This is a genomic window from Pseudomonas sp. GW-45, assembly GCF_056896675.1.
Map to the genome: position 1 here is coordinate 726,186 of NZ_CM167674.1, position 14,884 is coordinate 741,069.

The 14,884-nt window shown below is 56.6% G+C and carries 13 protein-coding genes; 8 read left to right on the forward strand and 5 right to left on the reverse strand.

Translation table 11 applies throughout. The annotated features are described in order from the left end of the window. Positions 1–11: 11 nt before the first annotated feature. The 6 genes from rodA to lipB are packed head-to-tail and all read left to right on the forward strand — an operon-like array spanning position 12 to position 5,277. On the forward strand, positions 12–1,136 hold the full coding sequence (rodA, locus tag AC1XYH_RS03205) for a rod shape-determining protein RodA (RefSeq protein WP_483326292.1): 1,125 nt from the start codon (positions 12–14) through the stop codon (positions 1,134–1,136). A gap of 25 nt (positions 1,137–1,161) precedes the next feature. Next, entirely contained in the window at positions 1,162–2,178 is a 1,017-nt protein-coding gene (gene mltB / locus AC1XYH_RS03210; protein ID WP_483325222.1) for a lytic murein transglycosylase B, read from the forward strand. Next, positions 2,175–3,098, forward strand: a complete 924-nt coding sequence (locus tag AC1XYH_RS03215) for a septal ring lytic transglycosylase RlpA family protein (protein WP_483325223.1) — start codon at positions 2,175–2,177, stop codon at positions 3,096–3,098. The genes mltB and AC1XYH_RS03215 overlap by 4 nt, the downstream gene beginning before the upstream one ends. 45 nt (positions 3,099–3,143) lie before the next feature. After that, entirely contained in the window at positions 3,144–4,349 is a 1,206-nt protein-coding gene (locus tag AC1XYH_RS03220) for a D-alanyl-D-alanine carboxypeptidase family protein (protein WP_483325224.1), read from the forward strand. Positions 4,350–4,366: 17 nt separating this feature from the next. Then, the gene (locus AC1XYH_RS03225; RefSeq protein ID WP_483325225.1) at positions 4,367–4,645 is read left to right on the forward strand and encodes an HP0495 family protein; all 279 of its coding nucleotides are present in this window, start codon (positions 4,367–4,369) and stop codon (positions 4,643–4,645) included. Beyond that, positions 4,645–5,277 (forward strand): lipoyl(octanoyl) transferase LipB, encoded by a 633-nt coding sequence (gene lipB, locus AC1XYH_RS03230; RefSeq protein ID WP_483325226.1) that lies wholly within the window; start codon positions 4,645–4,647, stop codon positions 5,275–5,277. Before AC1XYH_RS03225 ends, lipB begins: the two co-directional genes overlap by 1 nt. 2 nt (positions 5,278–5,279) lie before the next feature. On the opposite strand, the gene lipA is transcribed toward lipB, so the two are convergent. Together lipA and AC1XYH_RS03240 are read right to left on the reverse strand one after the other, a co-directional pair. Next, on the reverse strand, positions 5,280–6,329 hold the full coding sequence (lipA, locus tag AC1XYH_RS03235) for a lipoyl synthase (protein ID WP_483325227.1): 1,050 nt from the start codon (positions 6,327–6,329) through the stop codon (positions 5,280–5,282). Between the two features lie 171 nt (positions 6,330–6,500). Beyond that, positions 6,501–7,796, reverse strand: a complete 1,296-nt coding sequence (locus tag AC1XYH_RS03240; RefSeq protein WP_483325228.1) for a lytic murein transglycosylase — start codon at positions 7,794–7,796, stop codon at positions 6,501–6,503. A gap of 382 nt (positions 7,797–8,178) precedes the next feature. Between AC1XYH_RS03240 and AC1XYH_RS03245 the strand changes: the two genes are divergently transcribed. Beyond that, positions 8,179–9,672, forward strand: coding sequence for a SulP family inorganic anion transporter (locus AC1XYH_RS03245; RefSeq protein ID WP_483325229.1), 1,494 nt, complete (start codon positions 8,179–8,181; stop codon positions 9,670–9,672). Positions 9,673–9,709: 37 nt separating this feature from the next. Next, positions 9,710–10,570 (forward strand): universal stress protein, encoded by an 861-nt coding sequence (locus AC1XYH_RS03250; RefSeq protein ID WP_483325230.1) that lies wholly within the window; start codon positions 9,710–9,712, stop codon positions 10,568–10,570. A 28-nt stretch (positions 10,571–10,598) separates the two neighbouring features. Here AC1XYH_RS03250 and holA read toward each other — a convergent pair whose 3' ends face one another. Genes holA through leuS form a run of 3 tightly spaced genes read right to left on the reverse strand, consistent with a single transcriptional unit; the run spans position 10,599 to position 14,811 of the window. Beyond that, a complete protein-coding gene (holA, locus tag AC1XYH_RS03255; protein WP_483325231.1) occupies positions 10,599–11,627 on the reverse strand; it encodes a DNA polymerase III subunit delta in 1,029 nt (342 codons plus the stop codon). A 4-nt stretch (positions 11,628–11,631) separates the two neighbouring features. Continuing rightward, positions 11,632–12,180 (reverse strand): LPS-assembly lipoprotein LptE, encoded by a 549-nt coding sequence (locus AC1XYH_RS03260; RefSeq protein WP_483325232.1) that lies wholly within the window; start codon positions 12,178–12,180, stop codon positions 11,632–11,634. 21 nt (positions 12,181–12,201) lie between these two features. Then, entirely contained in the window at positions 12,202–14,811 is a 2,610-nt protein-coding gene (leuS, locus tag AC1XYH_RS03265; protein ID WP_483325233.1) for a leucine--tRNA ligase, read from the reverse strand. Between the last annotated feature and the right edge of the window lie 73 nt (positions 14,812–14,884).

Below are 14,884 nucleotides of genomic sequence, written 5' to 3' on the forward strand. Positions count from 1 at the left end.
GCCCGACGCCAATGCCAGCTGCCGCAGGGCTGCGCAGCCGCGATTCATTTTGGACGCGTATTCATGTTGATCCTTGGTTGCTTTTGCTGATTCTTGGGCTGGCGGCGGTCGATGCCTTTGTACTCTATTCTGCCAGCGGCAAGAGTATGGGTATGGTCTATCGGCAAATGGCGTACTTTGCCGTGGGTATTGCGGTGATGGTGACGATTGCCCAGTTCCAGCCGCGCTTTATGCAGCGCTGGGTGCCGGTTGCCTATGTTGGCGGCACCCTGTTGTTGGTGGCGGTGCTGGTGGTGGGTACTGAGGCCAAAGGTGCGCAGCGCTGGCTCACCATTCCGGGGGTAATGCGCTTTCAACCTTCTGAGATTCTCAAACTGGTGATGCCAATGAGTGTTGCCTGGTATTTGGGTGCGCGTACCTTGCCGCCACGCTTCAAGCACGTCGCGATTGCCATGGCGATCATCTTCGTGCCCGTGGTGTTGATTCTCAAACAGCCTGATCTTGGTACATCGTTGTTGATCGCGGCGTCCGGTATTTTCGCGTTGCTGTTGGCTGGCCTGCTATTGCGTTACATCATAGGCGCGCTGCTACTGCTTGCACCCGCGGCGGCGGGCATGTGGTTCTTCGTGATGCACGGTTATCAGAAGCAGCGGGTGCTGACCTTCCTCAATCCCGAAAGCGACCCGCTGGGCTCCGGCTGGAACATCATCCAGTCCAAGGCTGCGATCGGCTCCGGCGGGGTGTTCGGCAAAGGCTGGCTGCAAGGCACGCAATCGCATCTGGATTTTCTGCCAGAAGGTCACACCGACTTCATTATTGCGGTGCTGGCCGAGGAGTTCGGCATGGTCGGTGTTTGCTTGTTGATGAGCGCCTACATGCTGCTGATCAGTCGCGGTATATTCATCACGTTGCAAGCGCAGGACGCATTCTGCAAACTGCTGGCAGGCAGTATCACGCTGACGTTTTTCGTCTATGTATTCGTTAATATCGGCATGGTTAGCGGCCTGCTGCCGGTGGTTGGGGTGCCGTTGCCCTTTATTAGTTACGGCGGTACTTCGCTGATTACCCTGTTGTCGGGGTTCGGTATTCTCATGTCCATCCATACGCACCGCAAATGGATGGCAAAAAGCTCATGATATCGGGTCGGGATTGAAACAAAATATGTATAAAAGCAACGCAAGCGGTCGCTGGCCGACTCGGATAAGTGCCGTATTGGTTTCTGCTCTGTTAGCCGGTGGCGCGCAGGCGCAAGATTACGGTGCTGCGCACGCGGATGTGCCGGCCTTTGTTGAAAAAATGCAGGTTGAGCACGGCTTTAATGCTGCGCATGTGCAAGAGGTGCTGGATCAGGCGGTACGCCAGGAAGCGATCCTAAAGGCGATTGCGCGCCCGGCTGAGCGGGTCAAGCCTTGGCACGAATACCGCGCCATTTTTATTACCGATAAGCGCATCGAAGGTGGCGTGGCGTTCTGGAATAAGCATGCCGAGACACTCGCGCGCGCAGAAAAAGAGTATGGCGTTGAGCCCGAAATTATACTGGCCATCATGGGTGTAGAAACGTCCTATGGCGGCAACATGGGCTCCTATCGAGTGATAGATGCCCTGACCACGCTGGGTTTTGACTATCCACCACGGGCTGATTTCTTCCGCCGTCAGCTAGAGAGCTACCTGGTATTGACCCGTGAGCAGCAGATGGATCCATTGGCGCTCAAAGGCTCTTACGCCGGTGCCATGGGTTACGGACAGTTCATTCCCAGCAGCTATCAGGCGTTCGCCGTCGATTTCGACGGTGATGGCGTAGTGGATATCTGGAATAACCCGGTGGATGCCATCGGTAGCGTTGCCAATTATTTTCATCAGCACAAATGGCAACACGGCGCGGACGTAGTCATCGCCGCTGACGTTACAGGTAACACGTTTGCCGAAGGTATTACCCTGGAGCAGGGTTTAGAAGCGCGCAAAACGGTGGGCGAGCTGCGGAAGTTGGGATGGACACCCAGAAAGACGTTGGATGAAGACCGCGAAGTCATGGCGTTTGAGTTCGATGCAGGGGAACAAATGCAATACTGGTTAGGTCTGGATAACCTGCACGTTATCACCCGCTACAACCGGAGCGTGATGTATGCCATGGTTGTACACCAACTAGCCGATTTGTTACGCGAGGCCCGGCAGGAATGAAGCCAGCATCAATCTCCATTTTGCGCACAACCTTGTGCTGTGCTGTGCTGCTAGTGCTGACGGCCTGTTCTTCCAGCCCAAGTACCAGTCCGAGCGGCACTGTTAGTGCACCAGCTGCTGGCGCGCCGGGGCCGGTGCGCACGGTGCATGACGGCCCGCCGAGCTACATGCAGGACGTGTCCCAGATTCCAGACGCCGTGCCAGTGCCGCACACAGGCCGCTATAAGGCTGCGCCCTATAATGTATTGGGCCGCGACTATAACCCCATGCAAGACGGTCGCGATTATCGCGAAGAGGGTACGGCTTCCTGGTATGGCACTAAATTCCATGGCCAGAACACGGCCAATGGCGAGCTGTATGACCTTTATGGCATGACTGCTGCGCACAAGACGTTGCCGCTGCCGAGTTATGTACAGGTCACCAATCTGGCTAATAATCGCAAGATCATTGTACGTGTCAACGATCGCGGTCCTTTCTATTCCGACCGTATTATTGACTTGTCTTATGCGGCAGCTAAAAAGCTCGGCTATGCCGATAACGGCACGGCGCACGTGTTGGTCGAGGGCATTGACCCGATTGCTTGGCAACAGCAGAACAACCCCAGCTATCTGGTACAGAGCCAGCCTGCCCTCGCTACTCAGCCAGCAGAAATCTTACCGGCGGAGCCAATCGAGACAGGTCATACTGGCTATTATCTTCAGGTAGGCGCGTTTTCTAACGCGCAATCGGCAGAGCAATTGCGTCAGCGCTTGCGTGGTGTGGTCTCAGCCAATGTATTTGTCAGCCAAACCCAGCAAAATGCGCGTACGCTACACCGTGTACGGCTTGGGCCGGTTACCAGTCAGGATGAAGCTAGACGCCTGATGGAGACCTTACGGTTGGCCAATATGGGTACGCCCACGCTGGTTACGATTAATTGATTCATCTGTTTGAACAAACGCACTCCACCATTGATTGTGAGTAACATGCTGAAAAATCTGATTTCCACCTTGTTTGTCACCGGCGCTACCCTGCTTTCCGTCAGCGCGCTGGCGCAAACGCCCACACTGAATTCCGCACCCACGCTGGATTCAGTATCCGCCGCCCAGATAGTGCCGGCGGCACCGGAATTGGCCTCTACCAGTTATCTTTTGATCGACGCCAATTCGGGCGCGGTGCTGGTGGAACACAACTCTGATGAGGCGCTGCCACCGGCCAGTCTGACCAAAATGATGACCAGCTATATAGGCAGTCAGGAGATTAAGCGCGGGCAAATTGGCGTAGATGACTTGGTGCTGGTCAGTGAAAAGGCTTGGCGCATGGGTGGCTCCAAGATGTTCATTAAGGTCGGCAATCAGGTTCCGGTGATTGATCTGATGCGTGGCATCATCATCCAGTCCGGCAATGATGCCAGTATCGCTCTGGCCGAACATATCGCCGGCAGCGAAGATGCCTTCGCCGATATGATGAATGGCCAGGCCAAACGTCTGGGTATGAACAACAGCCACTTCGTTAACGCTACCGGCTGGCCGGCTGAAGGGCATTACTCCTCAGCGCGTGACCTGGCAATTTTGGCCCGCGCGATTATCGATGATGACCCGGAAGAGCATTACAAAATCTATGGCGAAAAAGAGTTCGTTTGGAACGAAATTCGCCAGCCGAACCGCAACCTGATGCTGTGGCGCGATAGCACTGTGGATGGTTTAAAAACCGGCCACACCGAAGAAGCGGGTTACTGTCTGGTTGCCTCGGCCAAACGTGAAGACATGCGTTTGATCTCCGTGGTCATGGGCACCAGCAGCGAGGAAGCCCGCGCTGCAGAAACCCAGAAGTTGCTGACCTGGGGCTTCCGTTTTTACGAAACCAAGAGCTTTTATCAGCCCGGCCAGGTGATCTCCACTGCACGAGTCTGGAAAGGTGCGCAGGACAAGGTCGATCTGGGCTTGCAGAACGGCTTGCAACTGACCCTGCCAAAAGGCCAATTGGATAAGTTGGAAGCGGGCATCACTATGCAAACGCCTATCCAGGCGCCGATCAAGGCGGGCGACGTGCTGGGCCAGGTTGAGGTTAAGCTGGGCGATAAGGTAGTGCATTCTGCTCCGCTGGTTGCATTGGCTGATGTTGAAGAAGCCGGTTTCGTTGGCCGCCTGTGGGATAGCATCCGTCTATTTTTCTACGGTTTGTTTAACTGATCCTGGGAGAGCATGAAATGGCTGACCGTAGCGAACCGCAGGCGCCAAAAATTGAGTTTCCCTGCCAGTACCCGATCAAGATCATCGGTGCGGCGGGGGACGACTTTGCCGAGGTAGTCTGTACCGTGGTAGAGAAACACGCGCCTGGGGTAGATACCACCAGCATCGAGATAAAGGACAGCAAGAACGGTCGCTTTCTCTCTTTGCGTATCGTCATCACCGCTACCGGTCCTGAGCAATTGGATGCCCTGCACAAGGATTTGAAGGCGACGGGTCGCGTGCAAATGGTGCTGTGATGGCTTCTGTGTCTGAGCTTCTAGTGCGCGAGTTGGGGCTGGTTGAATACCAGCCTACACTGGATGCCATGCGGCGTTTCACCGACGAACGTGATGCTGTAACCCCTGATGAAATCTGGTTATTGCAGCATCCTGCCGTATTTACTCAAGGGCAGGCGGGCAAGGCCGAGCATGTGTTGGCGGCAGGCGATATTCCGGTTATTCAGGCTGAACGCGGTGGCCAGGTGACCTACCATGGACCGGGTCAACTGGTGGCCTACGTGCTACTGGATCTCAAGCGGCTGAAACTGGGCGTGCGTGATTTGGTGACTGCAATGGAGCAGGCGTTGGTGGATGTGCTCAAAGAGTACGCTCTGGATGCAGCGCCCAAACCTGATGCCCCTGGCGTTTACGTTGAGGGTAACAAGATCGCTTCGTTAGGTCTGAGGGTGAGGCGAGGTTGTTCTTTTCACGGGTTGGCACTGAACGTGGATATGGATATGGAGCCTTTTCAGCGCATCAACCCATGTGGTTATGCGGGTCTGCGCATGGTGCAGTTACGCGATCTGGTTGCCGAGCCTGTTTCACTGTCGAACGTAGAGCGGCAATTAGCCCAGGCGCTGCGTCAACGCCTGGGCTTCAACGCAGGCTGATATCAGTTCAGATTTAGCGTTGGAATCAGACTCTGATCTATACCTTGTCCAGGCACCGCGACAGGGGCTGCCAAGCCTAGATTGTTCTTCTCGAACACCCGGTCTGCTCGATAGCTTGAGCGCACCAGTGGGCCTGCGGCTACTTCCATAAAGCCCTTGGCCAAACCAAGGTCGCGATAACGATTGAACTCTTCCGGGCTGACCCAGCGTTGCACTGCTAGGTGATTACGCGTGGGTTGTAGGTATTGGCCCAGAGTGACGATATCCACGCCTATCGCGTAGAGGTCATCAAAGGTCTGTAGCACCTCTTCGTCAGTCTCGCCCAAGCCTAGCATCAGGCTGGTTTTGGTCAGCACCTCAGGACGATGTTTTTTTGCGTGCTCAAGTACCCTAAGGGTCTTTTCGTAGCCGGCACGCGGATCGCGGACTACGTGGGTCAGGCGCTTTACTGTCTCAACGTTTTGCGCAAAGACTTGCAAGCCAGAATCGACAACCCGCTCAATAGCCGTCAGATCGCCATCAAAATCCGGTGTTAGCGCTTCTACGACGACGTGTGGCGTGCGCTGTTTGATAGCGCTGACACAGGCGGCATAGTGCGCTGCGCCGCCATCGGGCAGGTCATCACGATCAACCGAGGTGAGCACGATGTAACGCAGCGCCATGAGTTCGACCGACTTTGCGGTGTTCTCCGGTTCCTCAAGGTCCAGCCAGCCATTCGGATTGCCGGTATCCACCGCGCAGAAGCGACAGGCGCGCGTGCATACTGAGCCCATCACCATGATAGTGGCCGTGCCATTAGACCAGCACTCGCCCATATTCGGGCAGTGTGATTCCTGGCATACCGTGCTGAGGCGATGCTCGCTGACGTTACGCTTCACCGCTTCAAAACGATCGCCGCTGGGTGCCTTGACTCGCAGCCATTTAGGCTTGGGAGTAAACACTTGGGGTTCATTTGAGTTGCGGCGTTTTTGGCCATCTTTAATAGCGGGAATGCCTTGGGCATTACGAAACTTCTCGCCACTTGAAACGGTTTTTTGCGGGCTGTCGGACATCTGGGTCAGGGCTCCTGCGGGTAGCGGCTCCACGGGGGAATATGCGGCTTGTGGCCACGGCGAAGTTTATCACAGAAAGCCACTAGCGCACCGACCAAGGATGGCTCGGTGCGCTATCAGGGGTAACGAGAGAGTGACAGTAAGCTGGCTTTGGTGCGCCTGCAGAGTTACCTACAGGCGTCGAAGCTGCTCCAGCAGTTCAGGTGTGGGGTAGCCATCAGCCGGCCAGTTCAGCTGCTGTTGTATGCGCCGTATGGCGCTGCGAGTATTGGCACCAATGATGCCGTCGATACCACCAGGTTCAAAACCTTGCTCGCTCAATAGCGTTTGCAGCTCGGTGCGTGCACTGCGCGACAAGGGTCTATCTTCGGTAGGCCAGCTGCCGAGTACTTGGCCGCCGCGCTGGAAGCGCTCAGACAGCAACCCAATAGCCAGGGCGTAACTGGTTGAATTGTTGTAGCGCATGATCGAACGGAAGTTATTCAGCACTAGAAAGGCCGGGCCACGATGGCCTGCAGGCAATAGTAGCGCGGCTGACTGCTCGCTCAAGCTGGCGGGCAATGATGATCCCTTGGCGTCGGTAATGCCAAGCTCTGCCCACTGCTGCATCGGCTTGCGGATACTGCTGTCAGCCAAGGCGTAGTCAAAGTCTTTGGGTAACTTGACCTCTTGGCCCCACGGTTGGCCAGTTTGCCAGCCAGATTGCTGCAAGTAGTGTGCGGCGGAGGCTAAGGCATCGGGCGCGCTGTACCAAATATCACGACGACCATCCTGATCGAAATCCACCGCGTACTGGTTATAAGTGGTGGGAATAAACTGGGTCTGCCCCATGGCGCCTGCCCAAGAGCCCAGCATTCGCTCGGGCTCGATGTCGCGGTGCTGGAGGATATCCATGGCGCCGAGCAATTGATCGTGAGCAAAAGTCGGGCGACGACCTTCATGGGCCAAGGTGGCCAGCGAACGAATTACCTGACGGTTACCCATGTTCTGACCAAAGTTGCTCTCCAGACCCCAGATCGCGGCCAGAATGTGTTTATCCACGCCGTAACGCTGCTCGATACGGTCCAGCTGCGTGCGCTGTTCGTCGAGCTTACGTTGGCCGCTGGAGACACGCTGGTCGGATAAGGCGCCTTCCAAATACGTCCATACCGGACGGGAAAATTCCGGTTGGCTGCGGTCGGCCTTGATCACATCAGGATCCGGTGTGACACCAGCGAACGCCCGGTCAAATAGTTGTGGATCAATCCCCTGCGCTAACGCCTCGGCGCGAAAATCGGCGCGCCAGTCATCAAAGCTACGCACCATGACGACAGGATCTACCATCACCTGTGCAGCAGTTTGAAGAGTGGTGGGTTTGGCAGGCTCTGCTTCAGCAATGGCTGGCGTGTCTGCGCAAGCAGTCAGACAGAACAGGCTGGCGGAGGCGAGCAAATGAATACCGGTGCGGCGGTGAAACGGATGGCGCATGCGTTAATTCCTGGAAGCGGTCTGGCACCGAATGCGGTGGCGCATTCTTGTTCTCTGCCTTTGAGGATACTGGCGCGCGAAGGTTCCTGCTAGCCCTATGCAATAAAGCGTAGCAGGGCTGTGCGGTGGCCCGCATAGCGGCATTGTGCTAGAGTTTGCGGCCTTCTCCCCCAGTTGAATAACGGACAATCGATGTTGTGCCCCAGCGGCGTTACGCCACCTTAGGTTCGTTGTTTGCGTAATCCGTACTTTTGTTTGCGGACAAACAGCACGTCAATATTACCGCTAGGCTACGCAGACCTATTGGCTTGCGCGTAGAGCAAGGCGGCAGTCGCCCGCACAGGGCAGTTAATTAGCTATATAGAACCGGCAGAAATAATCTATGACTTTGATCGAATCCGTTCGCCAGCAGTGGTTTTCCAATGTGCGCGGCGACCTGCTGTCTGGCCTGGTAGTTGCGCTGGCGCTGATCCCTGAAGCTATCGCTTTCTCCATCATCGCTGGCGTGGACCCCAAAGTGGGTCTGTACGCGTCCTTCTGTATTGCCGTCGTGATTTCTTTCACTGGCGGCCGTCCTGGCATGATCTCCGCGGCGACCGGGGCCATGGCGCTGTTAATGGTCACTCTGGTGCGAGATCACGGTCTGGAATATCTGTTGGCAGCCTCCATTCTGTGCGGGGTATTGCAGATAGGCGCGGGTTATCTGCGTTTGGGGTCGTTGATGCGCTTTGTATCGCGTTCAGTGGTCACCGGTTTCGTTAATGCCTTGGCTATTTTGATTTTTATGGCGCAATTGCCGGAGCTAACTGATGTGACATGGCATGTGTACGCCATGACTGCTGCGGGTTTGGGCGTGATTTACCTGTTTCCTTATGTACCCAAGATCGGCAAGGTGATCCCTTCACCACTGGTCTGCATCCTGTCGCTGACGGCCGTCGCTATCTACCTTGGGCTGGATATTCGCACTGTTTCGGACATGGGTGCGCTGCCCGACACGCTGCCTATCTTCCTTTGGCCCGATGTGCCGCTGAACCTGGATACGTTGTTGATCATACTGCCTTACTCGGCAGCCTTGGCTGTGGTCGGCCTGCTCGAGTCGATGATGACCGCGACCATTGTTGATGACTTGACCGATACCAACAGCGATAAAAATCGTGAGTGTAAAGGGCAGGGGATTGCCAATATCGGCTCTGGTCTGCTTGGCGGTATGGCGGGTTGCGCGATGATTGGTCAGTCGGTGATCAACGTTAAGTCAGGTGGCCGCACGCGCCTGTCTTGCTTCGTGGCTGGCGTAGTGCTGTTGTTAATGGTGGTTTTCGCGAGCGACTGGGTTGGCCAGATACCTATGGCCGCGCTGGTGGCGGTAATGATCATGGTGTCCATCGGTACCTTTAGCTGGGATTCGCTGCGCAACCTGCGCAAGCATCCGCTATCGACCAATATCGTCATGGTCACCACGGTGGCGGTGGTGGTCGCCACGCATAACCTTGCCTATGGTGTGCTGGCCGGAGTGTTGCTGGCTGCGCTGTTTTTTGCCAATAAAATTGGCCACTTTATGTATATCTCCAGCGAAGCCAGCTCAGACGGTTTAGAGCGGCGTTATCAGGTGATCGGGCAGGTGTTTTTCAGCTCCGCCGACAAATTCACCGCCGGCTTTGATTTCAAGGAAGTGCTTGATAAGGTGACTATTGACCTTAGCCGCGCGCACTTCTGGGACATCACCGCGGTTGGCGCGCTGGACAAAGTAGTGCTCAAGTTCCGTCGTGAAGGTACTGAGGTGGTGGTGATCGGTTTGAATGATGCCAGCGCTACTATCGTTGACCGCTTTGGCGTGCACGACAAGCCGGACGCCGTTGATCAGTTGATAGGGCATTGATCCGCGCTACCCCGATAACAGTAAGGAGATGTAGCAGATGAGCGACCACCCCAAAGTAGTGGCTTGTATTGACGGCTCGGGCGCTGCGGTCACAGTGTGTGATTACGCCGCCTGGGCTAGTCAGCGTCTACAGGCACCGCTGGAGTTGCTGCATGTGCTAGATCACAGCCAGTCTCCTGCGCACTCTGATCTCTCCGGAAATATCGGGTTGGGCAGCCGGGAGCATCTGTTGGTCGAGCTGGCTGAGCTGGATGAGAAGCGCGGGCGACTGTTGCGCGAGCAGGGTAAGTCTTTGCTTGAGGCGGCGGCGCGACGGGTCCGAACCGACGGTGTTGAGTCGCCGTTAACGCGTCAGCGGCATGGCGAATTGGTGGACACTCTGCGCGAGCTGGAAGGCGAAATTCGGCTACTGGTGATGGGACGCCAGGGTGAGGTCAGCGATTCGCTGGCGCGGCATGTCGGCAGTCATCTGGAAAATGTGATCCGCACCTTGCACCGGCCTATTTTGGTCACTACGGGTGAGTTCAGCTTGCCACGCAGCCTGATGCTGGCTTTCGATAACAGCCCTAGTACTCGCAAAGGGCTGGAACTGTTGGCGGAGAGTCCGCTATTTGCCGGATTGTCGATTCATCTACTGATGGTCGGCAGCGATAACGAGGATGCCAGAAACGCGCTTAACGCGGCGCAGCAGCACCTGCAACAGGCAGGCTTGCAAGTGACCACGGCACTGCGTGATGGTGAAGTTGAGTCAGTGTTATTGGCATATCAGCGCGACGAAAATATCGACTTGATAGTGATGGGGGCTTACGGGCACTCACGCATTCGTCAGTTTCTCGTCGGCAGCACGACCACTGGCATGTTACGCAATACGCAGTGTCCGCTGTTGCTGCTTCGCTGAGAGATCGATGACTCACCGAGGCCTAGCCTCAGAGCGCTAGACGTACACCTGCTGCTTCTACCAGAATGCGCGCTAAGCCGTCCCAGGGTGAGCCGAGCGCTTGCCCTTTAATCTGTTCATCCACTGTCTGCGCTTCGCCAAGCCAGTGCTCCCAAGCGCTCGCGGGATGGCGCTCCAGCGCACCTTTCATTACCGGCTTGCGTTTATCCCAGACCGGTGGGCGTTGGCTGGAAAACACTTTTTCAAGCGGTATGCCACGCGCAGTGTCCTGCGCCATGCTAGCTAAGGTGCGCAGCTCGCGGGTCAGCGCCCAAAGCACCACGGGTGCCTCTACACCTTCGCCCTTGAGCCCCTGCAAAATCCGCAGCGCCTGCTGCGGCTTGCCCAGCAGCATGGCATCAGAGAGGTTAAATACGTCAAAACGGGCGCTGTCGGCGACGACCTGTTGCACGGTGTCTAGCTCCAGGGTGCCGCTGGAGCTAAATAGTTTAAGCTTCTCTATCTCTTGCGCAGCAGCCAATAGGTTGCCTTCCACCCGCGCAGACAGCAGTTCCAATGCGTCCGGGCTGGCTTGAATGCCGGCGGCCGCGAGTCGATCGCGCATCCAGCTGGGTAATTGGTGGGCCTCTATAGGCCAGATCTGCACAAAACGGCTGTCTGTATGCTCGACCAGTGCCTTGGCCCACTTACTGCGCATACTCGTACCATCGAGTTTGGGCAGGCTGACCAGCAGTGTGGTGTCGTCGGGCGGCTGCTCTAGATAGCCGAGCAAGGCTTTGGCGCCCGTATCGCCAGGTTTACCTGAGGGTAGGCGCAGTTCCAGCAAGCGTTGCTGTGCGAACAGTGACAGGCTATGACTAGCTTCGTATAGCTGGGACCAGTCGAAGCTACGGTCGACGTGAAATACCTGTCGCTCTTCGGCACCGGCGGTGCGGCAGGCCTTGCGGATCAGATCTTCAGCCTCGCCGGTGAGCAGCGGATCGTCGCCGCTCACCACGTATACCGGTGCCAAGCCTTCCTTGAGCTGGCGTGGCAGTTGCGCCGCGTTCAGCTTCATAGGGTTATGGCGTCTGCTGTTCGTCGAGGGTCTGCTCGCGAGCAGACAGTTCGCTCTCAGTCAGGCTAGACAGACGGAACAGCAGTTGCCGCGTCAGGTCACCGCGCATCTCGCTACGCAACAGCTCCTCTTCTTCGGTGGTGCCGATGATGTTGTCTTTGTCGTTGACGTAGGTGCGACGCGTATTCAAGGTTTCCGGACCGACCAGTGAGCGACCTTGGCGGTCGGCAATTTGAAAGGTCAGGTCGCTGGTCAGCTCATACTCTGCGGGAGTTGCCCGGCTGGTGTAGCTGACGGCGCGACGCCCAACAGACTCTTCCAGTAATTGCAGCTGATAGGGTGCAGTCGAGCTAACGCGCACGCCGTCAATTTCCAGTGCTTCGAGCACTTGCTGATAGGTCTGGCCGTAGCGGTTGCGGGCAGTCACATCCAGCTCGTTCAGGTCGACGTTGTCAACGCCAGTGCCGCGCAGTTGAAAGCCGCAGCCGGAGGCGAGCAGAGCCGCGCCCAATAAGGCGCAGCTCAGCAGCAGGCGAGGTGTGTTCAGGGACATCTTAGCTCTCCGTTGCATGAATCAATTGGCGACTATATTAACCAGCTTACCCGGCACCACGATCACTTTACGGATCGTCAGGCCTTCGGTATAGCGCTGTACATTTTCGTTGTCTCGTGCCGCAGCCTCAATGGCATCACGGCTAGTGTCGGCAGCAACGTCGATATGACCGCGCAGCTTGCCGTTCACTTGAATAACCAGTTGCAGGGTGTCCTGGGTCAGCGCGCTTTCATCTAGCTGAGGCCAGCGTGCATCGATAACCGCATTACTGTGACCTAGCGCTTGCCAGAGGCTGTGGCAGATATGCGGGGCAATGGGTGCCAGCAACAACGCAACCGTTTCCAAGCCTTCCTGCAGCAATGCACGATCTTGCTCGCTGCTTTGCGGTGCCTTTTCAAGCACGTTCATCAGCGTCATTACCGCGGCGATGGCGGTGTTGAACTTGTGATGCTGGCCAATATCCTGGCTGGCTTGCTTGATAGCCAGATGGATGGCGCGGCGGATGGCTTTTTGCTCGTCGCTAAGGCTGCTCAAATCAAGCTTGCCAGCTGGGCCGCCATTGTTGGCATAGGCGTGGTTCAAGCGCCAGACGCGGCGCAGGAAGCGGAAAGCGCCTTCTACCCCGGAGTCGGACCATTCCAGGCTCATGTCCGGCGGAGAGGCGAACATCATGAACAGCCGGCAGGTATCGGCGCCGTATTGCTCGATCATGGATTGCGGGTCTACGCCGTTGTTCTTCGACTTTGACATTTTTTCGATGCCACCGATGACCACCGGCAGGCCGTCGCTTTCCAGCTTGGCAGTGAGAATTTTGCCCTTGGCATCGCGCTCGACAGCCACATCGGCTGGGTTGAACCAGCTCTTGCTGCCGTTGGCTTCCAGGCGGTAGTAAGTTTCGGCAATCACCATGCCCTGCGTCAGCAAGTTCTTGAATGGCTCGCTGGCTTCGATCAAGCCTTCGTCACGCATTAGCTTGGTGAAGAAGCGGGCGTACAGCAGGTGCAAAATGGCGTGTTCGATACCACCAATGTATTGATCTACTGGTAGCCAGTGATTGGCCGCCTTGGGATCAACCATGCCCTGCTCGTAGTGCGGTGAGGCGTAGCGGGCAAAATACCAGGAGCTTTCCACGAAGGTGTCCATGGTATCGGTTTCACGCTTGGCTGCGGCGCCGCATTTGGGGCAGCTGCAGTCATAAAATTCGGGCATTCTGGCCAGCGGCGAACCGGCGCCATCGGGTACCACGTCTTCCGGCAGCACGACGGGCAACTGATCTTCCGGTACCGGTACATCACCACAAGTGCGGCAATGAATGATTGGAATCGGGCAGCCCCAGTAGCGCTGACGACTGATACCCCAGTCGCGCAGACGGAACTGAGTGCGCGGCACGCCGAGACTGTTCTGTTCCAGTACATCGCCGATGGCGGTGAAGGCACTGGCAAAATCCATCCCATCGAACTCTTCGGAGTTGATCAGCTCGCCTTTCTCGCCGTACGCATCCTGCCAAGGCGCAGGTGTGCTGTCGCCGGCGGAGGTGCGGATGACGGGTTTGATGGGTAGGTCAAACTTGCTGGCAAATTCGAAATCACGCTCATCATGCGCAGGCACGGCCATTACAGCGCCTTCGCCGTAGGTCATGAGCACGTAGTTGGCGACCCATACCGGCATTTTCTCACCGGTCAGTGGATGTTTGACGAACAGCGGGGTAGGCAGGCCTTTCTTTTCCTGGGTGGCGATGTCGGCTTCGGCTACGCCGCCGCGCTTGCATTCGTCAATAAAGCTTTGCAGTTTGCTGTCGTTCTTCGCTGCCAGTGTGGCTAGCGGGTGTTCTGCGGCAACGGCAACGTAGGTGGCGCCCATTAGGGTGTCTGGGCGAGTAGTAAAGACCTTGAGCTTGCCCTCTTCGCCGATGCTGGCAGTGTCATAGGGGAAGTGCACTTCCATCCCGACTGATTTACCAATCCAGTTGCGCTGCATGGTCTTGACCTGCTCGGGCCAGCCCGGCAGATCGTCCAGCGAGCTGAGTAGCTCCTCGGCGTAATCGGTGATCGCGAAGTAATACATGGGGATTTCGCGTTTTTCGATTAAGGCGCCGGAGCGCCAGCCCTTGCCGTCGATGACCTGCTCGTTAGCTAACACGGTCTGGTCGACCGGGTCCCAGTTCACTGTGCCGTTTTTACGGTAGATCACGCCCTTTTCAAACAGCTTGGTGAACAGCCATTGCTCCCAACGGTAATAGTCGGGTTTGCAGGTAGTGACCTCGCGTGACCAGTCGATGGCCAGCCCCAGACTTTTCAGCTGGGTGCGCATGTAGTCAATATTGGAGTAGGTCCACTTGGCGGGGGCAACATTGTTGTTCATCGCCGCGTTTTCCGCGGGCATGCCAAACGCATCCCAACCCATGGGCTGCAGCACGTTTTTACCCTGCATGCGCTGATAGCGCGCGATCACATCACCGATGGTGTAGTTGCGCACATGCCCCATGTGCAGCTTGCCACTGGGGTAGGGAAACATCGATAGGCAGTAGAAAGTGTCCTGGTCGGGTGTTTCGGTAACCTTGAACGCCTCAGCGTTGTCCCAGTCGGTCTGTGCGGCGGCTTCTATGTCACTCGGTGAATACTGTTCTTGCATGGCGTGGGTCTGAAGGCTCGTTTGGGCGGTTGATGCCGAATAGCGGCGAAAAAGTAATGGGGCAGGATACACC

What these genes read in the sequence shown, in the direction of transcription:
- rodA (WP_483326292.1), top strand. Translation starts at nt 12, where the DNA reads ATGCCAGCTGCCGCAGGGCTGCGCAGCCGCGATTCATTTTGGACGCGT.
- mltB (WP_483325222.1), top strand. Translation starts at nt 1,162, where the DNA reads ATGTATAAAAGCAACGCAAGCGGTCGCTGGCCGACTCGGATAAGTGCC.
- AC1XYH_RS03215 (WP_483325223.1), top strand. Translation starts at nt 2,175, where the DNA reads ATGAAGCCAGCATCAATCTCCATTTTGCGCACAACCTTGTGCTGTGCT.
- AC1XYH_RS03220 (WP_483325224.1), top strand. Translation starts at nt 3,144, where the DNA reads ATGCTGAAAAATCTGATTTCCACCTTGTTTGTCACCGGCGCTACCCTG.
- AC1XYH_RS03225 (WP_483325225.1), top strand. Translation starts at nt 4,367, where the DNA reads ATGGCTGACCGTAGCGAACCGCAGGCGCCAAAAATTGAGTTTCCCTGC.
- lipB (WP_483325226.1), top strand. Translation starts at nt 4,645, where the DNA reads ATGGCTTCTGTGTCTGAGCTTCTAGTGCGCGAGTTGGGGCTGGTTGAA.
- lipA (WP_483325227.1), bottom strand. Translation starts at nt 6,329, where the DNA reads ATGTCCGACAGCCCGCAAAAAACCGTTTCAAGTGGCGAGAAGTTTCGT.
- AC1XYH_RS03240 (WP_483325228.1), bottom strand. Translation starts at nt 7,796, where the DNA reads ATGCGCCATCCGTTTCACCGCCGCACCGGTATTCATTTGCTCGCCTCC.
- AC1XYH_RS03245 (WP_483325229.1), top strand. Translation starts at nt 8,179, where the DNA reads ATGACTTTGATCGAATCCGTTCGCCAGCAGTGGTTTTCCAATGTGCGC.
- AC1XYH_RS03250 (WP_483325230.1), top strand. Translation starts at nt 9,710, where the DNA reads ATGAGCGACCACCCCAAAGTAGTGGCTTGTATTGACGGCTCGGGCGCT.
- holA (WP_483325231.1), bottom strand. Translation starts at nt 11,627, where the DNA reads ATGAAGCTGAACGCGGCGCAACTGCCACGCCAGCTCAAGGAAGGCTTG.
- AC1XYH_RS03260 (WP_483325232.1), bottom strand. Translation starts at nt 12,180, where the DNA reads ATGTCCCTGAACACACCTCGCCTGCTGCTGAGCTGCGCCTTATTGGGC.
- leuS (WP_483325233.1), bottom strand. Translation starts at nt 14,811, where the DNA reads ATGCAAGAACAGTATTCACCGAGTGACATAGAAGCCGCCGCACAGACC.